An 18,063-nucleotide genomic window follows, 5' to 3' on the forward strand; every position below is an offset into this window, starting at 1 on the left:
CACGGCTGGTTTTCTCCGAGGCTCACTGCTTTTATCGCTCATAGAATTCCGAATATCTGTTGTTTAATTGTCAAAGCGGGAGCCGACGACCGGATAATAACCCGTTCGGGCTGATAAACTGCGCCAATCGCCCATGCTATCGTTTTGATTTTGTAGAAAAAGCCCTTCTGGAGGCGCCTCATGAAATTTATTCACCAGCGCGAGCACCTCAACGAGGACGACATTGTCGTCATTCAATGCTCGCAAATGTGCAACATCCGCTTGATGAACGACGCCAACTTTCGCAGTTTCAAAAATGGCGGCCGCCATACTTACCACGGCGGAGCGTTCGACACCTTCCCGGCGCGAATTACTGCACCAAGCACCGGCTTCTGGAACATCACCATCGACACGGTCAATCGCCGCCCCATTAGCGTGACTCGCAAACCGACGCTGACGCACTCGATCAAGATCATCCGCCGCTCCAGTTCGAAACTGAGCTGAGTGATGCCCCCATGCCAACGCCAGCAGGAATGACCGTGGCTCAGACGACCAAATACGTCATCAAATACAAGCTCAACGGCGAACGCCGCTTCGATTTTGCCCAGCTTGAAAACGGCACCGAAGCAGAAGCCAAAGCCGCTCTGGACAAGATTCATGGAACCGGCGACGACGTCATCAGCGAGATCAGCGTGAGCAAAGCGCTGTAACCGGTACGGGTTACCAGAGGACAGGATGTCCGGCCTCTCCCCCCTGAGTTTGACCGCAATTGGCGGAGTTCAATTACCGCTCCAACATCCCAGACTTCCGAATTCATCAGGGATTCAGGAGTCGGAATATGTTTGACGCGCGTTCGCTTGAAGCAGTCGACTGGGCTGAAGTTGAACACCAACTCGATCAGGATGGCTGCGCCATTATCAGCTCAATGCTGAGTTCCGATGAGTGCAGTGCGGTCAGCGCGCTCTATTCGCAATCGGCTTTGTTCCGCTCGCGAGTGATCATGGCCCGGCATGGATTTGGTCGCGGCGAGTACCAATACTTCAACTATCCATTGCCGCAACTGATCGCCGGATTGCGCAGCTCGCTTTACCCTCGACTGGTGCCCATCGCCAACCGCTGGCACGAGCACATGAATCTACCGGGGCGTTTTCCTGATGCACACGAGGCGTTCATTGAGCGCTGCCATGCCGCCGGTCAGGAACGACCCACGCCGCTGTTGCTGCAATACGGTCCGCAGGATTACAACTGCCTGCATCAGGATGTGTACGGCGAACAGGTATTTCCGTTGCAGGTGGCGATTCTCCTTTCTGCACCGGGTGAAGACTTCACCGGCGGTGAATTCGTCCTCACCGAACAACGGCCGCGCATGCAGTCGCGCCCTCAAGTAATCAACCTGAAGCGTGGCGACGCCCTGATCTTCGCTGTCAATCAACGACCGTTTCAGGGTGTTCGCGGCTACTATCGAGTGACGATGCGGCATGGCGTCAGTCGCCTGCACAGCGGAAAGCGGCATACCCTTGGGATCATTTTTCACGATGCGTTATGAGCCATGACACCAGACACTTTCGACCTGTTTACCGACGCCGAGCCCGAGCAACCGCCACGGCATGAAAAAATCGGCGAACAGTCCTGCGTGTTGCGCGGTTTTGCCCTGCCGTGGCTGGAACGTCTTCTGCCTGCGCTGGAAACGGTTCTGACGTCTGCGCCCTTGCGCCAAATGATCACCCCCGGCGGTTTCACCATGTCTGCGGCCATGAGCAGTTGCGGTACCTGGGGCTGGACCACCGACCGCAGAGGCTATCGCTATACCCGTGAAGATCCGCAGACGGGCCGATCCTGGCCGGCCATGCCGGAGGCATTTATGCAATTGGCCCAAGCGGCGGCACGGGAAGCCGGTTTCGCCGATTTCTTGCCGGACGCCTGCCTGATCAACCGCTATGTCCCAGGCGCAAAAATGTCTTTGCATCAGGACAAGGACGAAACCTCCTACGCGGCGCCTATCGTTTCCGTATCCCTGGGGCTGCCGGCGATGTTCCTGTTTGGCGGATTCGAGCGCAGTGATAAAACCCGGCGTGTGCCGTTGTTGCATGGTGACATCGTGGTCTGGGGCGGTGTGGATCGCTTGCGTTTTCACGGCGTCTTGCCAATCAAGCAGGGGCATCATCCGCGCCTGGGCGAGCAACGTATCAACTTCACATTTCGCACCGCGCGATCATGAAGAATTTGACCGCAAGACTTGGAGTGCGGCGAGATGGCCGGCTGATTAATCTGGATCAAACAGATCAACGGACATAAAGCCATGACACGCCAGACCACACCCATCGCCACTGAAAACGATCCACGCTGGGCCGCCGTCGTCGCCCGCGACCCCAGTGCTGACGAGCAGTTTGTTTACGCGGTGAAAACCACCGGCGTCTACTGTCGCCCCAGCAGCCTGGCGCGTTTGCCGAATCCGCAGAACGTCGAATTTTTCGATACGCCAGAGCAAGCGCGGGCAGCGGGTTATCGTCCGAGCAAACGTGCGGCAAAAGACCAAAGCGAGCTTGCGTCACAGCATGCCGCGACCGTCGCCGCGGCCTGTCGCCAGATCGAACAGGCCGAGAATCTGCCAACCCTCAACGAGCTGGCGGTTGCCGCGGGTTTGAGCAGTTTTCATTTTCATCGGGTGTTCAAAGCTGCGACCGGATTGACGCCCAAGGGCTACGCAACGGCGCATCGCTCGCGCAAGGTGCGCGAACATTTGCGTGACGGCGGTTCGATCACCAATGCCCTGTACGACGCCGGCTTCAATTCCAACAGCCGCTTCTACGAGGCAGCAGATCACTTGCTGGGCATGAAGCCGGGCGAATACCGCGCCGAAGGGCACAACAACGAAATTCGTTTCGCCGTTGGCCAGTGTTCCCTGGGCGCTATTCTGGTCGCGCAAAGTGCTCGCGGTGTCTGCGCGATCTTGCTGGGTGATGACCCGCAGCAGTTGGTGTGTGATCTGCAGGACAAGTTTCGCCGGGCCACACTCGTCGGCGCCGATCATGATTTCGAGCAGTTGATCGCCCACGTCGTCGGTTTCATTGAAGCGCCGGCTATCGGTCTGAATTTGCCGCTGGACGTACGCGGCACCGCGTTTCAAGAGCGTGTCTGGCAGGCGCTGCGGGAAATACCGCTGGGCAGCACTGCCAGTTACGCGGACATTGCCCGGCGCATCGGGTCGCCGAAAGCGGTGCGCGCCGTGGCCCAAGCCTGCGGCGCGAATAGCCTGGCCGTAGCGATTCCTTGTCACCGCGTGGTGCGCAGCGACGGTAATCTTTCCGGTTATCGCTGGGGCGTGGAACGCAAACGGCAGTTGCTCGACCGCGAATCGCATTGATCCAGGATGCGCCCGTTCAGCGACGCACGCGCTTGTAGCAGCTGCCGAAGGCTGCGTGCTGCCTCTGCAGCAGTCGCCCAACCCACTGAACCAGACGCAGCCTTCGGCAGCGGCTACAGGGGGGTTGATCCGCGTTCCCTTCAGGAAACATTCGCTATATATTCCGCTATACAGCGAACTACCCATTTCCAGATTCGGAGCCGTTTCATGACCTCGCGCGCCACACGCTTCGCCTCAACATGCCTGGCAGCCCTGATGGCTGCCGTCGCCATCGGCACTGCTCACGCAGACGAAGTCCAGGTCGCCGTTGCGGCGAATTTCACCGCGCCGATCCAGGCCCTCGCAGCAGACTTCAAGAAAGACACCGGGCACACGCTGGTCACCTCTTCCGGCGCTACGGGTCAGTTCTATACACAAATCAAGAACGGCGCGCCGTTCGAAGTATTTCTCGCCGCAGACGACAGCACCCCGCAAAAGCTCGAAAGCGAAGGCGACGCGGTCAAAGGATCACGCTTCACCTACGCGACCGGCACGCTGGCCCTGTGGTCCGCCAAGGACAATTATGTCGATGCAAACGGCAAAGTCCTGAGCGACAACCAGTACCGCCACCTCTCCATCGCCAATCCGAAAGCCGCGCCTTATGGGTTGGCGGCCACGCAGGTACTGGCGAAATTGCACCTGACAGACACAGTCAAAGCCAAGCTGGTAGAAGGTCAAAGCATTTCCCAGGCCTATCAGTTTGTATCCACCGGCAACGCGGAACTGGGCTTTGTCGCGCTGTCGCAGGTCTACAAAGACGGAAAAGTCACTGGCGGCTCGGCGTGGATTGTTCCGGCTGACCTGCACGACCCGATCAAGCAAGATGCAGTGATCCTCAACAAAGGCAAAGACAACCCGGCTGCCAAGGCGTTGGTGGATTATCTGAAGGGGCCAAAAGCCGCGGCGATCATTAAATCCTACGGTTACCAACTCTAAATGACGTTATCAAGTGCCGATCTTTCCGCTATCTGGCTGACCGTCAAACTGGCTTCCCTGACGACGCTCATCCTGCTGATCATCGGTACCCCGATTGCCTTGTGGCTCTCGCGCACCCGGTCCTGGTTGCGCGGTCCGGTCGGGGCCATCGTCGCCCTGCCCCTGGTGTTACCGCCGACCGTGATCGGCTTTTATCTGTTACTTGCACTGGGCCCGAACGGGTTCGTCGGCCAGTTCACGCAGTCGCTGGGCCTCGGCACGCTGACGTTCAGCTTTGCCGGGCTGGTAGCAGGTTCGGTCATCTACTCGATGCCATTCGTGGTTCAGCCCCTGCAAAATGCCTTCTCCGCCATCGGCACCCGCCCGCTGGAAGTAGCGGCAACCTTGCGCGCCAATCCCTGGGACACCTTTTTCAGCGTGATCCTGCCGCTCGCCCGTCCGGGATTCATCACCGCAGCCATCCTGGGTTTTGCGCATACCGTGGGCGAGTTCGGCGTGGTGCTGATGATTGGTGGCAACATTCCTGACAAGACCCGCGTGGTTTCGGTGCAGATCTACGATCACGTCGAAGCCATGGAATACGCCCAGGCCCACTGGCTGGCGGGCGCGATGCTGGTGTTCTCGTTCGTCGTGCTGCTGGCGCTCTATTCCAATCGTAGAACCAAAGCAGGCTGGAGCTGATCGATGATCCATATGCGCCTCGACGTGAGCTACTCCCCATTCGCTCTGAATGTGGACCTGCAATTGCCTGGCCGCGGAGTGACAGCGCTCTATGGCCATTCCGGCTCCGGCAAGACCACCTGTCTGCGCTGCATCGCCGGGCTCGAACGCGCCGAACGGGCATTCATTCAGGTCAATGACGAAGTCTGGGAGGACAGCGACAACGCTGTTTTTGTCCCGCCGCACAAGCGCGCAGTGGGTTATGTGTTTCAAGAGGCGAGTCTGTTTGCGCATCTGTCAGTGCTGGCCAATCTGGAGTTCGGTTTCAGACGTATCCCAAAAAAACAGCGTCGCGTGGACATGGCGCATGCCACCGAATTGCTCGGGATCGGCCATTTGCTGCACCGACATCCGCACAACCTCTCGGGCGGTGAGCGCCAGCGTATCGGCATTGCGCGCGCCCTGTTGACCAGCCCTGAACTGCTTTTGATGGATGAACCGTTGGCAGCGCTGGACGCTCGGCGCAAAAGTGAAATCCTGCCGTATCTGCAACGCCTGCACGACGAACTCGACATTCCGGTGCTGTACGTCAGCCATTCCCAGGATGAAGTCGCACGATTGGCCGACCACCTTGTGCTGCTGAGCGACGGTAAAGCGCTGGCCAGCGGCCCCATCGGCGAAACCCTGGCACGCCTTGATCTGCCGTTGGCGATGGGCGATGACGCGGGCGTGGTCATCGAGGGCCACGTCAGTGCTTACGACGCCGATTACCAATTGCTGACGTTGCAGCTGCCAGACACTGCGTTAAACATTCGCGTCGCGCACACGCCGATGCAGCTGGGGCAGACACTGCGCTGCAAGGTTCAGGCGCGTGATATCAGCCTCAGTCTGCAAAGCGTCGAGCACAGCAGCATTCTCAATCGCCTGCCGGTGACGGTGATCAGCGAACTGGCCGCCGACAATGCCGCCCACGTGCTGATCCGGCTGGAGGCGGCTGGCACACCGCTACTGGCGCGCATCACCCGCTACTCGCGCGATCAACTGAATGTGCACGCCGGCCAGCCACTCTGGGCACAGATCAAAGCGGTGGCGGTGCTGGCGTAAATTCGCTGGCACGACTGCGGGGGCGTGCGGTCAATGGCTTATCGGCCTTCTGATTCGACGCCAAGGATTACCGCCATGCCCGATTCCGCATTACTCGACGGGCTGCCGCCCGACCTGCACTACGTTGACGACACCCTGCCCGGCATTACCCGCAAGAAGCTGCGCGGCAAGTTCTGCTACTTCGATCCAGACGGTCAACGCATTACTGACGCCGACGAAGTGAAACGCATCAATGCCCTCGCCGTCCCTCCTGCCTATACCGATGTATGGATCTGCGCCGACCCCCGCGGGCACCTGCAAGCCACGGGGCGCGACGCCCGTGGGCGCAAGCAATACCGCTATCACGCGCGTTGGCGCGAAGTGCGCGATGCTGACAAGTACTCGCGTCTGTATCAGTTCGGTCTGGTCCTGCCCAAATTGCGCAGAAAACTTGAGGCCTTGTTGGAAGCCCCGGGTTTCAGCCGGGACAAAGTCATGGCCACGGTGATTACTTTGCTTGATGCGACGCTGATTCGCGTTGGCAATACACAGTACGCTCGGGACAACCGTTCTTATGGGCTTACGACACTGCGCGACCGTCATGTGGAAATCAATGGCAGTGCGATCCGCTTTCAGTTTCGTGGCAAAAGCGGCGTGGACCATCAGATTACGGTGAAGGATCGGCGTCTGGCGCGGATCGTCAAACGTTGCCAGGAAATCCCGGGACAGAACCTTTTTCAATACCTGGATGAAAACGGCGATCGCCACACCGTCAGTTCTTCCGACGTCAATGCTTACCTGCAAACCCTGACGGGCGCAGATTTCACCGCCAAGGATTACCGCACCTGGGCCGGCAGTGCCCTGGCATTGTCGGTATTGCGCACGCTTCAATGGCAACCGGAATCGGACGCCAAACGCCATGTGGTGGACATGGTCAAAAACGTCTCGCAGCAGCTGGGCAATACACCTGCCGTCTGCCGCAAGTGTTATATCCACCCCGCCGTGATGGACGGTTTCCTTGCCGGCGCGCTGGAACAATTACCGCGTCCGAGGGTGCGCAAAGGGCTCAAGGCCGAGGAAGTGGCCCTGGCGATGTTTCTGGAGAAAGCCATGGAATCGGCGGAGGCAGTACAAGTCCTTCGTAGCGCCGCCGAACCGACGAGTTGATCCATGCTTTTTTTGCAGAATGAAGAATGGGTTCTATAGTTGACCGGACACACATCAGCTTCGGTGAGGCCATGGAAGACATCTTCGTTGTGAAGCGGTGCAATAAAATCATCATTCAGGGCCGCCGAGCTGGAGAAGCCAGGCACCTGCCACCTGAATCCGAAGTCTGGTATCGCATTGTCGATACTCGCACCTTGGGCTTCATCGGCGATGGATTCGACACCGAAAAGGCCGCCGAACGTGAGTGCAAGCAATTGAATGCACGTTCGCAGGTATCCGTCCTGCAAGGCTGACCCCACGGTCTATACTGACGGTTAGCTCAGGGACCTGCGTCTGATCGGCGGAATGCTCGCTCTTGGCGGGCATTTTGTTGCCATTACACGATGTCTTCAACGGAGGTGTTCGTCATGTCCGAAAAAGAGTCCATCACCGCCCTGCTCACCTTGCTGGATACCCGCCAGGCGCGCCTTGCTGCGGCATGCAAGGAAATTGCCGACTGGGTGGACCATCAAGGTGGCCACCCGACTGCCCTTAGAATCCGTGATCGTCTCAATGAAGTGGAGAAGGATGCGCCGTTGATTCGCAACAAATTGTCATCGTTGCAACCAGTCGAGCCGCCACTCCCAAGGTTCAGATGACCGAAAATTTCATATCGAATCTGCAGTGCGGCCTGATTCACGCCAGAACCACGAACGGGGACCATTTTGTCACCGGGTTCGTGCTTGCGTGAACAGTACCACCGCCTCGTCTGCCTCCCGGCAAGACATCGGAATTTTTTGACTTTGATTTCACATGGTCTTCACAACTGAACCAGTACAGTCGACTCACTCCTCTGATGAACCCCTTGGCCCGCCCGCATGCGGGCCATTTTTTTGCCTGTTGCAAAGGGTTGGAGGCAGTTCGTCCGAAGCCTGTAATTATCCTGAACTGTCGCGCTCACCGGGCAATCCACCTCATACACCCACGATGAGGAAATCAACATGGCTACTCCACAAGCAAACCTGCTGGACTGGCTGCGCGATGCGCACGCGATGGAGCAACAAGCCGAAAATATGCTGAAGGCTCAATCCAAGCGGTTAGAGCACTACCCGGCCCTCAAAGCCCGGATCGATCAACACATTCAGGAAACGCTTGGCCAGCAAAAACTCATTGACCAATGCCTTTCCCGACTCGGTGGAGACTCGTCCACCATTAAAGATATGACGGGCAAGCTCATGGCGTTTGGTCAGGCGGTCGGCGGATCTATGATGAGCGATGAAGTGATCAAGGGAGCCATGGCGGGCTACGTTTTCGAGAACGTCGAGATTGCGGCTTACACCGTCTTGATCGCCGCAGCAAAAGCCGCTGGAGATCATGAAACCCTGGCTGCGTGCGAGAAAATCCTTCCGCAAGAAATCGCCATGGCCGAGTGGCTGCTTGAGCACCTGCCAGAGCTTACGCAAGCCTTCCTGGTACGCTCGGAAGACCCGAACCTGGAAGCCAAGAAATAAAACCGATGCGCAGCCTGCCAGGCTGCGCATCACTTTCGCAGCTCTGTGAACTCACCCGGAGTCAGACTGGCGTAAAACGGCGTAAGACCGCCCTTTGGACTGGACTGAGGCGCCAACATGAAAATCATCGATCCCCGTCTCCCCTGCAGGTCTTCTCAACAAAGGGCCTGCGACGAAGTAAATACCCCCCCTGCTGGAAGGTTCAACGCGTGCAACTTCTCGCTGGCCATGGCTATCGCCGCAATACTGACCGGCTGCGCAGGTAACAATACGTCGTCCAGCGTTTCTGCTCCGGGGGAGGCTATGACATCGACCACAAGAACCCTGGATGCGGGCGCAGCGCTCATGCAATCCCGCCCGCCAATAGACGCGTTGAATGCCTATCTCGATGGATTCCATTTTTACAATGGCAACATGGGGATGCAGATGGAAGCACATCACTACTGCTCTCACTTGAACGAAGAGGTCATCCAGTGTGTGATCTACGACGGCAACCGCAAGGACGCGAAGCTCATGGGGGTGGAGTACATCATCAGCGAACCATTATTCAGCCAATTGCCCCAGACGGAAAAAGCGCTGTGGCACAGCCATGTTCACGAAGTCAGGTCTGGTCAATTGGTGGCTCCCGGCATTCCGGAAATTGCGGAACATGCACTCATGCAAAAGCTCGTCCATACCTACGGCAAGACATGGCATACGTGGCACACCGACCTCAATAAAAATTTACCGCTGGGTGTTCCTCAACTCATGATGGGCTTCACTGCAGATGGCCAGGTCAAGCCGGAGCTGGTGCAAGAACGGGACAAACGTTTTGATATCAATAGTGCCGAGAAAAGGCAGCAGCGCACTGACATTTCCGCACCCGCCGTTGATGCCGGCGCCGATGCCTGGGGCAAGGGAAAGGTCATTCAAATTGAAGACCCGACGCAGAGTTCGCATCACTGATCCTCCGCAGCTACCACGTCTGCTCTACGATTTTTCAAACTAATCATTCCGGCCAATTGTCTACGAGTGTGAGGACGGTTGAGCAACCACCTCCCCCCGGTTCGTGTCAAATTCACGGACACATATCGGAAATTCAGAAACCATGCCTACGGATAGCGAAGAGGGCCGTCGGATCATCGCGTCTCTGGCGCTCCGTTTCGACAGCCTCTCAAGCATCGACCATGTCGCTGATGTGATCATCTCGATGCTGGGAGACACAAGCGCCTCTCTCGCTCCGGTTATCGGACCCAGAGGGGTTGCGGCTCTCCACCGCCGTAGCCTTCACGTGTCCCTCGCTGCGCATCCCCGCCTGGACGACAAGTACCGTTGCTTGAATGACCCACTGGATTTGATGGCTCTCAAATCCATTCTGGTCGAACAGACTCAAACCGACGCCATATTCTTTGGCGAGCAATTGTTGACAGCGCTCTACGAGTTGCTGACCAGGCTGATTGGTTCATCGCTTTCCCGACGTCTGCTGCTGGACGTGTGGGATAGCAGCCCGAGCGCCCCACCTTCGCAGGAAACTTCGCCATGAGCACCAAAGTGATAATCAACCGTTTGGCCACCGGCGTACCTGGGCTCGACGAGGTGTTGGGCGGGGGGTTGCCGGAGTTTTCCTTCAACTTGATTGCCGGCCCGCCTGGTTGCGGGAAGACCACGCTGGCGCATCAGATGATGTTCGCCTTGGCGACACCGGAGCGCCCGGCGTTGTTTTTCACGGTGCTGGGTGAACCACCACTGAAAATGCTGCGCTACCAACAGCAATTTGACTTTTTTGACAGCGAGGCGATCAACAAGTCTGTTCGTTACATCAACCTTGCGGATGACACCCTCGCGGGTGATCTGGACGAAGTGCTTCGCCGTATTGTGATTGAAGTTGAGACCCATACACCCGCTCTGGTGTTTGTCGACTCGTTTCGTTCGGTTGTGCTGGCGAGCCAGACTCAGGTGAACCCGAACAACAATCTGCCGCAGTTCGTCCAGCAGTTGGGCATGTTGATGACGACGTGGCAGGCAACTACCTTCCTGATTGGCGAATACTTTAACGAAAATGATACCAACCCGATTTTCACTGTGGCGGATGGCCTGATCTGGCTTCGCCAAAGCGTGCAGCGCAACTCCATGGTGCGCAAGATGGAAATCATGAAGATGCGCGGTCAACCGACGCTGCCGGGGCTGCACACTTTCCGGATCGATAGCTCCGGCATGCAGGTTTTTCCGCCCGCCAGCGCCAGTGTGGACGTGGTGAAGCCCCGGACAATCAAACAATCCGGGCGATTGAACATGGGCGTGCAGGCTCTTGATGAAATGCTTGGCGGGGGCCTGCCGATGGGTTACTCATTGCTAGTGGCAGGGCCCTCCGGTTCAGGGAAAAGCATTTTGGCGTCTACGTTCCTGGCCGAAGGTGCCCGCAACGGGGAGACCGGGGTCATCGCTGTCTTCGAGCTACGCCCGAACCGTTTGCGCAATGCGGAGCTTGAGGCGTTGATGTTTGAAGGCAAAGTGGGACTGGTGGAGAGTCACGCGCCAGATTTGTCTATCGACGAAATCGTCCACTTGCTGCACTCGGAGATACGCCGCCTGGGAGCCACCAGGGTAGTCATCGACTCGCTATCAGGTTTCGAAATGGCGGTGGCACCGACATTCCGCGAGGATTTTCGAGAGTCTTTGTCGAGACTGGTGAGCGCACTGACCGGCATTGGTGTTACGGTGCTGATGACGTCCGAACTCGAAGACCGTTACACCGACCTGCGCTTTAGCCCCTACGGCACCGCGTTCCTGACCGATGCGATTATCGTTCAGCGCTACATCGAAGTAGACAGCCGACTGCAGCGCATTCTGGGCGTGGTGAAGGTTCGGGCCAGCGCTCACTCAGACGAACTGCGCCTGTACCACATTGACCGTAACGGCTTGCAGATCGGGCAAATGCTTCAAGGAAGAGAAGGCTTATTGGGGGGGCGGCCGAAGAAGAGCATGCCCAACGACCCACGCCTCGGAGATGATAATGGTTGAGTGCCTGCTATGAGCGATACCGATAGCAAGAACGAACGCAGAGCGGAAAATGCCGCCCGCGAACTCTTACTGTTGGCTAAAAAAATCGTCCAGTCCCGCGAGCTGCTTGTCTCGCTGGAAAACGATCTGATTGGAGTACAAGGCGATCAACGAGACAAAAAGAAAATAGAACTTCTGATTGAGGCTAATCAGGAACTGGTGTTGAAGCTCCTCGATGAACAATCGGATTCTGCGGGGTCTCAAGGTGCAATAGATCCTGATCAATACCAGGAGACGCTTGAAGCCAATGAGCAGCTTGTTTTAGCCGCTTTTAATGCTCAAGACATGCAATCCAAAGCCGAGCAGGCATTGGCAGAGCAGAAAAAAGCGCTGGCGAAGGTGGCACATGAGCTGCGTAATCCATTGACCCCGATCAGCATGATTGCCGAGCGAATGGTCAGCGTGCCGAGTGTTGAACTTCCCCGAATGCGCGGACTGATTGAAGGTCAGGTTCAACATCTTTCCCGCATCGTTGAGGATCTGCTGGATGTGTCCCGCGCCAGCGGCGGACAGCTGCGTATCACTCGGGTTGACGTAGACTTTAGCCAGATTATCAATGCCGCGATTGATGCGTGTCGCCCAATGATGGCCGCCAAAAATCTGCACTTCAGCACCCGTCTTCCATCTGGACCAGTGATTGTGCATGGCGACCCTGTGCGACTCACTCAGGTTCTGCACAACCTTCTCAACAATTCGCTCAAGTACACGCCTGATGATGGCCACGTGGCGTTATCGGTCACCCTCGAGCCAGAATTGATCACAATCAATGTCTCTGACAGCGGCATCGGGATCGGAGCGCACACACTCCCCTTCATATTCGATCCCTATGTGAGAGACGCCAAGGCCGTAGGTTTCTGCGGCACTGGCCTGGGGATTGGTCTGACCGTAGTGCGTGAAATCGTGGAAGCACACGGCGGAAAAATTTCGGGGCAAAGCGCAGGCGAAGGTCAAGGTAGTGAATTTATTCTAACGATTCCAATAGAGCGCACTTAACGAGCTCAGGGCTCAGCACATTCCTCTCGGATCGTGTAATAACGCTCACCTTTCGTCAGGGAGCAGCTTCAGGTGATTGCTCCGCCGATCGAGAATTTCAGACACGGAAGACAAAAAAAGACCTCCGAAGAGATCTTTTAAGTACCTGACTTAACAGGGTTTAGATGGTGCCCGAAGCCGGAATCGAACCGGCACGCCCTTACGAGCGGGGGATTTTAAGTCCCATGCGTCTACCAGTTTCGCCATTCGGGCGGTAGCGCGATCAAGCGGTCCAGGGTCTGCCATGAAAACCTGGCACGCCTGACGCTTGTGTTGCAGAGGGGGGAAATATATACATCCACCCCCTGTGAAGCAAGTTCGCCGACGCCCGATTCAAGACTAAATCTTGCAGCGAGGCGGCAATAAAAAAGCTCCATAAATCATAGATCTACGGAGCTCGTTTAAAGTGGAGGCCGAGGTCGGAATCGAACCGGCGTAGGTGGATTTGCAATCCACGCTACAAAGCTAAGTAGATCAATAGGTTAGCATAGGAAGCGTTCCGCAAGCTAACGATTTGTAGCGCTCAAAAGAAGACACTCTGCTGCTGTCAGCGGCTTATTTCTATCAAGGATATTTTTTCTGCATGTCGGTACAGGAATGGGCGGGGATTTGACGCAGTGCCCGGCCCCAGCACATTAGCGCCGGGATAGAGCCACTTTCAGTCCGCTCATGACGAGAAGCGTCAAAGCTAGTCAGCGACACCTCGCAGGGGCTCGTACATGCTGAGCAAACAGTAACGGACGAGCGCGTCGGGAACGCTTTGCTTGTCTCTCAAAACCAGGCTGACGGCGACAGCCTTATCCGTTTCGAAAATTTCGTAGAAAACGCGATAACCATCTGTGTTGAATTCACGATATTGCATGACACCCAGCTCGCTAAGCTGAGGGCTTACAGGGTAACCATAGGGCATGGCCGAGAGCTTTTGCTCGATGCCATCAATGACGGAGTAAGCCCGTGTTTCGGCAGTTGAACGCCCGTGGTAGGCAGCCAGATGCTCAATCTGGTCTTCAATGCTGTACTCAGCAATTGCGGTGATGCGTAACGTGAACGTATGCATTCAATCTCCTGCTGTTATTTGTGGGCTAATCTCCTGCTTAAACGGGCTTTCAGCTCATCCGTCGAACAGTGTTTACCTTGGGCATACTCGCGCGAACTGATTGCAAGCATTTTCACCAAGGCGATTGCTTCGTCGCGACGCTTACGTTCAATGTAAGACTCCACAACATATGCGGGTACACCGTTTTGCGTGACGACCATTGGCTCATCCAGAGGCAGGTCAGATGCATGTTTTTTCAAAAAGCTAATTGTTTCTACTCGCATGAGTGGAAACCTCCATCCTGGCTGCGCCCGTCTTGTCAACGGGCGTCTGATCACGGAAAGATTCTGAACGGAAGACGATCAGACCCTTTAAAATAAATGGACGACACAAACTCGACCACCTGCGGATTACTCTACACGCTATTCAGGCCAAATCAAGACCCGAAAAAAGTTCGGCAATTAATAGTTTGTCAATTTATTTATGAGTTATTTGATAAGCGGAGTAGCACCCGCATGCGCTGGCAAGTTAGGCTCTTGCGGGGCGCTGGGTTAACGGCTGGTTAGGGATGCAGCGCTACGACGGGTAGCTGCCGATCAAAAGCAGAACACATGCGCGGCAGCATACTAATCACGCTCAGCGCTCCAGGCGCTCCAGGCGCAGCAATGGCGGCACCACCGCCATAAATTGCGGAACACTACACTTTCCGGCAGTCCATAAAAAACCCCGTAGATCAGTGATCTACGGGGTTTTCAATAGTGGAGGCCGAGGTCGGAATCGAACCGGCGTAGGTGGATTTGCAATCCACTGCATAACCATTTTGCTACTCGGCCTCAAGCACCTGATGTCATCTAGCACAACACCCGACGCGTACAAATCTGGAATTAGATTCAAGATCTAACCCCTTGAAAACATTGAGCTTTTTCAGCGGCCAGTGCTTTCGATGGCGTGAATTATGTACTGAAATCCGAGGACTGGCAACCCCTTGATTTCAAAAAAAAATCTTCACGGTTGAATGCCAGGCAAAAAAAATCCCGGGCAGCTGATGGACGCCCGGGACTTAAAAATGCATAAACCGTGGTGGTGAACGCAGGGCGGATATTACCGGATATTTCTTCTCGTAACAAGGTGGTGTTGCTCACTATCTGGTTACTAATACCCATAACCCATTAAATATCCACACTTTTTCTAAGGGAGCCGGTCTTCTGTCAGTGAAGCCAGTGCCTGTGAAGAACATCTGCGCGTTATAGGCAGTCGCGTACGGCCTGACGCAACGCGCCAGACTTGGCCCATGGTGGCCCTTGATAAAGTGAAACGTGACTGCCGTTTTTCGATTTCACGATGTCGACAATTTCATCCGCCGTGATGATGCTCGGGGCCGTGATTCGATAGCCGTTGGAAATGCCCATTTGAGTGGACTTCGACACATGGGTCTGCCAGATCGGCAAGACGCAGGCGGCGTAGTCCTTGGGTTGCTTTTCACTGAACTTGCTGACATTAGGCTCACCCGGCACCAACGACGCAGGCAACGAGCATCCCGTCAGCGTCGCCATCACCACACCCCCCATCCACATCCGCATGACGCATCCTTAATTTCAAAACGGCGAATGTATCGCGTCATTGCGCAGACATCCATTGCTTGAACCGTTTATTGCGGTGCCTTCTGATCAGCGGAATCAGGATAGGACCTGGCGTTCAAATAGGTCATCCACCTTTCATATGCCTCATGCTGCCATTTGGAGACGCGCTCCCATTCCGGTCCGTTTAGCTGATGAGCGCAAATCAGTTTCATCATTTCAGTGGTCGCCGCGTCGAGATCGACGATCAGTTCATGTGCGTGGAATCGAAAATCATCGGTGGTCGTCATTTTGAAGAAGCCTCAAGCACTGGCGAGAATTCACTACCTTCAATACGACATCCAAACCCGACGATCACCTGCACTTTCCCGACAGAAGGCAGTACCGCCCGATAAGAACAAGAAACCCCGGCGGACCGGGGCTTCAAGGCGTGCTACTTATCGGCTTTATGACTCGCCGGTGTCCTGGTCCGGGTTCGATATCCCGGCAGCGACGCGGCGAAAGCCAGCGCCTCTTCCCTGCTGCCAAAAGAACCCAGGCGATCACCTTGTGTGCATACCCGCCAGGGTCCGTTGTTCACGCTGAGAACGTCGTAACCGTTCATGTGCATCTTATTCAGCATCGGAACGCTCATAAGTCACCTCCATTTCGGTACCTGATATCCAGACCTGACGTGCCTACCTTACACCGCCACTTTGAAAAATGGTCAACCAGACGTCGTGATGTCGAAAGTCCGGTCGCACGATTGCAACAGATTCCTGCTCAAATAGATCAGCCCTCGACAATCAACTCCTCGTCCGTTTACTGCATTTTATGTGACACTTTTGTGACAACGAGTGGTCAGGCAATACATGAAAGTACGTGCAACCGTTATTTGTGAACATGATCGATACATACTCCTGGTGCGCAAGCCTGGGAGTCGCTGGACTTTGCCCGGTGGAAAGGTCGAACGCGGTGAAACTGTGGCGGGCGCCGCGATGCGCGAGCTACAGGAAGAAACCGGTCTGGGCGTCGACGGATTGCTCTATCTGATGGAATTGCAATCGGGCAGCACTCAGCATCACGTCTACGAAGCTTCAGTGTTGAATTGCGATGAGGCTCGGCCGCAAACGAAATCTTCGATTGCATCTGGTACCCGTTGAATGCGGTACAGAACCTCGACACCAGCGACGCCACGCGCAGGATTATCCGGGCGTTTCAGCGTCGCCTGTAATGGAAATTCGAGAATCTCAATCACCGTCACTGCTCCAGATCAAGTTCCAGATCCCCGGCAATTCCACCGGTTCGGAGCCGTCGCGAACCGTACGCGCCATAGCGGCTCGGTGCAGTTGCGCAGGATCATCGTAGAACGCTTTGGGCGCGAGTTTCAGGTTCAGAGTCCCGGCACTGTCGACGAGGATTTGCAGGTATTCGCGCAAGTGCCGGGCGGTGTAACGGTTGAGATCGTGGAACGTCACGACCACCGGGATAACCCCGTCCACTGCAGGCAACTCCCCGCGAGCCACCCTCTCGCGCACCTCGGACAACTGGCGCTGCAGGTTGGCCCGGCGCCGCGGGCTGGCGTTGAAACCCCAGATTTTGCCGTCATTGGCGCTCAGGTCGGTCAGCAGCACACGCAGCCCATGGCGTTGATAAGCGGCGAAGGTGCGTTTGTCATAGTTCCAGAAAGGAGGCCGGATCAGGCTCGGTGGCGATCCGGTGATTGACGCGATGTCAGCGCTGCCGTTACCAAGTGTCTGTTCCAGCTCGGCTGGCTCGAGCAATCGATGGTTGCTGTGACCGGGCGTTGCGGTGTGCAAGCCCAGAATATGCCCTTCGGCGTGTTCGCGGCGCATGAGCTCGCGGCCCCGCTCACTCCCTCCAGCGCGAGAAGCGCGAGTTTGCACAAAAAACACCGCTGTGATGTCGGGTTGCAGTGGATTGCTCGCCAGACTTTCAAGCACGGTTGCGGTGGGATTCCACCAGTTTGACGCACTCGGGCCGTCGTCGAATGTCAGCAGAAACCGGATCGGCGGTTGCCCGTGCAAACGCTGTTCCGTCTGTGGCGTCAGTTCGATGGGCGCAGCGATGCAACCGAACAGGCTGATCGCCAGGGTGAGGATTGCAATAACCTTGAAGAACTGCTTCATGAATACCTTTGCGCCCAGGCGTCGTGCACGCACGACGGTACGCGCACGGGTTGGAACAGGGTACACAGATTTTGTTCCGATGCCGCGGGGATGGGCAAACCCTGGGGGAGCACTCTATGATTGGTTTCATGACAATCCCGCTCTCGATCCGCCAACCCTGCCCGCCCGGCGCTTGCAACTGCGAGCGTGAGCCGCTGCTGGAAAAGCCGGATGCAGACCTTCGAATATTGTTGCTGACGCGCAATGAAGAAAAGCGTCTGCTTGAGCGCCTGGAGAATCTGCAGAGCCTGAGCGATCTCGAACGGCTGCAACAACGCATGTTTGAACAATTGGGTATCCGTGTAGCAATCGCTCCCGGTTTCAATGAAGTGCGCACCATGCGCGGCATCGCCATCTCCATCGACGCTCTGCCGGGACTGTGCCGCAAGACCCGCCAGGCAATACCGGCAGCCATCCGCCGCGGCCTCGAAAAGCGTCCGGAAATCGCCTACGAGTTGCTGAACGCCAACGACCTGCTGCGGGACGCCTGACC

General features: G+C 56.4%; 23 protein-coding genes, 2 tRNA genes and 1 pseudogene. 18 read left to right on the top strand and 8 right to left on the bottom strand.

Going from position 1 to position 18,063, the window contains the following annotated elements; all coding sequences use genetic code 11:
• The first annotated feature begins 180 nt into the window (after positions 1 to 180).
• The 16 genes from ACYZT1_RS14735 to ACYZT1_RS14810 all read left to right on the top strand — a co-directional run bounded on the left by ACYZT1_RS14735 (position 181) and on the right by ACYZT1_RS14810 (position 12,750).
• Entirely contained in the window at positions 181 to 483 is a 303-nt protein-coding gene (locus tag ACYZT1_RS14735; RefSeq protein WP_007900033.1) for a DUF1883 domain-containing protein, read from the top strand.
• Positions 484 to 518: 35 nt separating this feature from the next.
• A complete protein-coding gene (locus tag ACYZT1_RS14740) occupies positions 519 to 689 on the top strand; it encodes a hypothetical protein (RefSeq protein ID WP_462019327.1) in 171 nt (56 codons plus the stop codon).
• A 128-nt stretch (positions 690 to 817) separates the two neighbouring features.
• The gene (locus ACYZT1_RS14745) at positions 818 to 1,525 is read left to right on the top strand and encodes a 2OG-Fe(II) oxygenase (RefSeq protein WP_462015447.1); all 708 of its coding nucleotides are present in this window, start codon (positions 818 to 820) and stop codon (positions 1,523 to 1,525) included.
• 3 nt (positions 1,526 to 1,528) lie between these two features.
• Positions 1,529 to 2,197: a DNA oxidative demethylase AlkB gene (gene alkB, locus ACYZT1_RS14750; protein WP_462015448.1), complete on the top strand. Its 669-nt coding sequence runs from the start codon at positions 1,529 to 1,531 to the stop codon at positions 2,195 to 2,197.
• A gap of 81 nt (positions 2,198 to 2,278) precedes the next feature.
• Positions 2,279 to 3,343, top strand: coding sequence for a bifunctional DNA-binding transcriptional regulator/O6-methylguanine-DNA methyltransferase Ada (gene ada, locus ACYZT1_RS14755; RefSeq protein ID WP_462015449.1), 1,065 nt, complete (start codon positions 2,279 to 2,281; stop codon positions 3,341 to 3,343).
• A gap of 207 nt (positions 3,344 to 3,550) precedes the next feature.
• Positions 3,551 to 4,318: a molybdate ABC transporter substrate-binding protein gene (gene modA, locus ACYZT1_RS14760; protein WP_462015450.1), complete on the top strand. Its 768-nt coding sequence runs from the start codon at positions 3,551 to 3,553 to the stop codon at positions 4,316 to 4,318.
• Positions 4,319 to 4,999: a molybdate ABC transporter permease subunit gene (gene modB / locus ACYZT1_RS14765; RefSeq protein WP_462015451.1), complete on the top strand. Its 681-nt coding sequence runs from the start codon at positions 4,319 to 4,321 to the stop codon at positions 4,997 to 4,999. It abuts the gene before it with no gap.
• A 3-nt stretch (positions 5,000 to 5,002) separates the two neighbouring features.
• Complete coding sequence (gene modC, locus ACYZT1_RS14770; RefSeq protein WP_462015452.1) at positions 5,003 to 6,082, top strand: molybdenum ABC transporter ATP-binding protein; 1,080 nt, start codon at positions 5,003 to 5,005, stop codon at positions 6,080 to 6,082.
• A 75-nt stretch (positions 6,083 to 6,157) separates the two neighbouring features.
• On the top strand, positions 6,158 to 7,228 hold the full coding sequence (locus ACYZT1_RS14775; protein WP_462015453.1) for a DNA topoisomerase IB: 1,071 nt from the start codon (positions 6,158 to 6,160) through the stop codon (positions 7,226 to 7,228).
• Between the two features lie 71 nt (positions 7,229 to 7,299).
• Positions 7,300 to 7,521, top strand: coding sequence for a hypothetical protein (locus ACYZT1_RS14780; RefSeq protein WP_462015454.1), 222 nt, complete (start codon positions 7,300 to 7,302; stop codon positions 7,519 to 7,521).
• A 114-nt stretch (positions 7,522 to 7,635) separates the two neighbouring features.
• Positions 7,636 to 7,866, top strand: coding sequence for a hypothetical protein (locus tag ACYZT1_RS14785; protein ID WP_462015455.1), 231 nt, complete (start codon positions 7,636 to 7,638; stop codon positions 7,864 to 7,866).
• Positions 7,867 to 8,208: 342 nt separating this feature from the next.
• The gene (locus ACYZT1_RS14790; RefSeq protein ID WP_462015456.1) at positions 8,209 to 8,718 is read left to right on the top strand and encodes a ferritin-like domain-containing protein; all 510 of its coding nucleotides are present in this window, start codon (positions 8,209 to 8,211) and stop codon (positions 8,716 to 8,718) included.
• Positions 8,719 to 8,946: 228 nt separating this feature from the next.
• Positions 8,947 to 9,663, top strand: a complete 717-nt coding sequence (locus ACYZT1_RS14795) for an OBAP family protein (RefSeq protein ID WP_462019253.1) — start codon at positions 8,947 to 8,949, stop codon at positions 9,661 to 9,663.
• Between the two features lie 142 nt (positions 9,664 to 9,805).
• Positions 9,806 to 10,240, top strand: a complete 435-nt coding sequence (locus ACYZT1_RS14800; protein ID WP_462015457.1) for a hypothetical protein — start codon at positions 9,806 to 9,808, stop codon at positions 10,238 to 10,240.
• Positions 10,237 to 11,718, top strand: a complete 1,482-nt coding sequence (locus tag ACYZT1_RS14805) for an ATPase domain-containing protein (protein ID WP_462015458.1) — start codon at positions 10,237 to 10,239, stop codon at positions 11,716 to 11,718. Before ACYZT1_RS14800 ends, ACYZT1_RS14805 begins: the two co-directional genes overlap by 4 nt.
• A 9-nt stretch (positions 11,719 to 11,727) precedes the next feature.
• Positions 11,728 to 12,750, top strand: a complete 1,023-nt coding sequence (locus tag ACYZT1_RS14810; RefSeq protein WP_462015459.1) for a sensor histidine kinase — start codon at positions 11,728 to 11,730, stop codon at positions 12,748 to 12,750.
• A 165-nt stretch (positions 12,751 to 12,915) separates the two neighbouring features.
• On the opposite strand, the gene ACYZT1_RS14815 is transcribed toward ACYZT1_RS14810, so the two are convergent.
• The 7 genes from ACYZT1_RS14815 to ACYZT1_RS14845 form a co-directional block, all read right to left on the bottom strand.
• Positions 12,916 to 13,002 (bottom strand) — tRNA-Leu (locus ACYZT1_RS14815).
• 475 nt (positions 13,003 to 13,477) lie between these two features.
• Positions 13,478 to 13,846 carry a type II toxin-antitoxin system RelE/ParE family toxin gene (locus ACYZT1_RS14820; protein WP_462015460.1) on the bottom strand — a complete coding sequence of 123 codons (369 nt, stop codon included), beginning with the start codon at positions 13,844 to 13,846 and terminating at the stop codon, positions 13,478 to 13,480.
• A 14-nt stretch (positions 13,847 to 13,860) separates the two neighbouring features.
• Entirely contained in the window at positions 13,861 to 14,109 is a 249-nt protein-coding gene (locus ACYZT1_RS14825; protein ID WP_462015461.1) for a type II toxin-antitoxin system prevent-host-death family antitoxin, read from the bottom strand.
• A gap of 475 nt (positions 14,110 to 14,584) precedes the next feature.
• Positions 14,585 to 14,658, bottom strand: a tRNA-Cys gene (locus ACYZT1_RS14830).
• Between the two features lie 411 nt (positions 14,659 to 15,069).
• Positions 15,070 to 15,405, bottom strand: a complete 336-nt coding sequence (locus ACYZT1_RS14835) for a hypothetical protein (protein ID WP_462015462.1) — start codon at positions 15,403 to 15,405, stop codon at positions 15,070 to 15,072.
• A gap of 68 nt (positions 15,406 to 15,473) precedes the next feature.
• Positions 15,474 to 15,692 carry a hypothetical protein gene (locus tag ACYZT1_RS14840; protein WP_462015463.1) on the bottom strand — a complete coding sequence of 73 codons (219 nt, stop codon included), beginning with the start codon at positions 15,690 to 15,692 and terminating at the stop codon, positions 15,474 to 15,476.
• A gap of 143 nt (positions 15,693 to 15,835) precedes the next feature.
• Positions 15,836 to 16,036 carry an SPOR domain-containing protein gene (locus tag ACYZT1_RS14845; protein ID WP_462015464.1) on the bottom strand — a complete coding sequence of 67 codons (201 nt, stop codon included), beginning with the start codon at positions 16,034 to 16,036 and terminating at the stop codon, positions 15,836 to 15,838.
• A gap of 217 nt (positions 16,037 to 16,253) precedes the next feature.
• Between ACYZT1_RS14845 and ACYZT1_RS14850 the strand changes: the two are divergent.
• A pseudogene (locus ACYZT1_RS14850) lies at positions 16,254 to 16,615 on the top strand (NUDIX hydrolase).
• Positions 16,616 to 16,631: 16 nt separating this feature from the next.
• Here ACYZT1_RS14850 and ACYZT1_RS14855 read toward each other — a convergent pair.
• Positions 16,632 to 17,531 (bottom strand): polysaccharide deacetylase family protein, encoded by a 900-nt coding sequence (locus tag ACYZT1_RS14855; RefSeq protein WP_462019254.1) that lies wholly within the window; start codon positions 17,529 to 17,531, stop codon positions 16,632 to 16,634.
• A 128-nt stretch (positions 17,532 to 17,659) separates the two neighbouring features.
• Here ACYZT1_RS14855 and ACYZT1_RS14860 point away from each other — a divergent pair, with 128 nt between their 5' ends.
• Positions 17,660 to 18,061, top strand: a complete 402-nt coding sequence (locus tag ACYZT1_RS14860; protein ID WP_462015465.1) for a hypothetical protein — start codon at positions 17,660 to 17,662, stop codon at positions 18,059 to 18,061.
• The last annotated feature ends 2 nt before the right edge of the window (positions 18,062 to 18,063 follow it).

The sequence above is a fragment of the Pseudomonas sp. PB3P13 genome, from assembly GCF_054897735.1.

Coding starts and splice junctions, on each gene's coding strand:
- ACYZT1_RS14735 (WP_007900033.1), top strand. CDS start 181: ATGAAATTTATTCACCAGCGCGAGCACCTCAACGAGGACGACATTGTC.
- ACYZT1_RS14745 (WP_462015447.1), top strand. CDS start 818: ATGTTTGACGCGCGTTCGCTTGAAGCAGTCGACTGGGCTGAAGTTGAA.
- alkB (WP_462015448.1), top strand. CDS start 1,529: ATGACACCAGACACTTTCGACCTGTTTACCGACGCCGAGCCCGAGCAA.
- ada (WP_462015449.1), top strand. CDS start 2,279: ATGACACGCCAGACCACACCCATCGCCACTGAAAACGATCCACGCTGG.
- modA (WP_462015450.1), top strand. CDS start 3,551: ATGACCTCGCGCGCCACACGCTTCGCCTCAACATGCCTGGCAGCCCTG.
- modB (WP_462015451.1), top strand. CDS start 4,319: ATGACGTTATCAAGTGCCGATCTTTCCGCTATCTGGCTGACCGTCAAA.
- modC (WP_462015452.1), top strand. CDS start 5,003: ATGATCCATATGCGCCTCGACGTGAGCTACTCCCCATTCGCTCTGAAT.
- ACYZT1_RS14775 (WP_462015453.1), top strand. CDS start 6,158: ATGCCCGATTCCGCATTACTCGACGGGCTGCCGCCCGACCTGCACTAC.
- ACYZT1_RS14780 (WP_462015454.1), top strand. CDS start 7,300: ATGGAAGACATCTTCGTTGTGAAGCGGTGCAATAAAATCATCATTCAG.
- ACYZT1_RS14785 (WP_462015455.1), top strand. CDS start 7,636: ATGTCCGAAAAAGAGTCCATCACCGCCCTGCTCACCTTGCTGGATACC.
- ACYZT1_RS14790 (WP_462015456.1), top strand. CDS start 8,209: ATGGCTACTCCACAAGCAAACCTGCTGGACTGGCTGCGCGATGCGCAC.
- ACYZT1_RS14795 (WP_462019253.1), top strand. CDS start 8,947: ATGGCTATCGCCGCAATACTGACCGGCTGCGCAGGTAACAATACGTCG.
- ACYZT1_RS14800 (WP_462015457.1), top strand. CDS start 9,806: ATGCCTACGGATAGCGAAGAGGGCCGTCGGATCATCGCGTCTCTGGCG.
- ACYZT1_RS14805 (WP_462015458.1), top strand. CDS start 10,237: ATGAGCACCAAAGTGATAATCAACCGTTTGGCCACCGGCGTACCTGGG.
- ACYZT1_RS14810 (WP_462015459.1), top strand. CDS start 11,728: ATGAGCGATACCGATAGCAAGAACGAACGCAGAGCGGAAAATGCCGCC.
- ACYZT1_RS14820 (WP_462015460.1), bottom strand. CDS start 13,846: ATGCATACGTTCACGTTACGCATCACCGCAATTGCTGAGTACAGCATT.
- ACYZT1_RS14825 (WP_462015461.1), bottom strand. CDS start 14,109: ATGCGAGTAGAAACAATTAGCTTTTTGAAAAAACATGCATCTGACCTG.
- ACYZT1_RS14835 (WP_462015462.1), bottom strand. CDS start 15,405: ATGCGGATGTGGATGGGGGGTGTGGTGATGGCGACGCTGACGGGATGC.
- ACYZT1_RS14840 (WP_462015463.1), bottom strand. CDS start 15,692: ATGACGACCACCGATGATTTTCGATTCCACGCACATGAACTGATCGTC.
- ACYZT1_RS14845 (WP_462015464.1), bottom strand. CDS start 16,036: ATGAGCGTTCCGATGCTGAATAAGATGCACATGAACGGTTACGACGTT.
- ACYZT1_RS14855 (WP_462019254.1), bottom strand. CDS start 17,531: ATGAAGCAGTTCTTCAAGGTTATTGCAATCCTCACCCTGGCGATCAGC.
- ACYZT1_RS14860 (WP_462015465.1), top strand. CDS start 17,660: ATGACAATCCCGCTCTCGATCCGCCAACCCTGCCCGCCCGGCGCTTGC.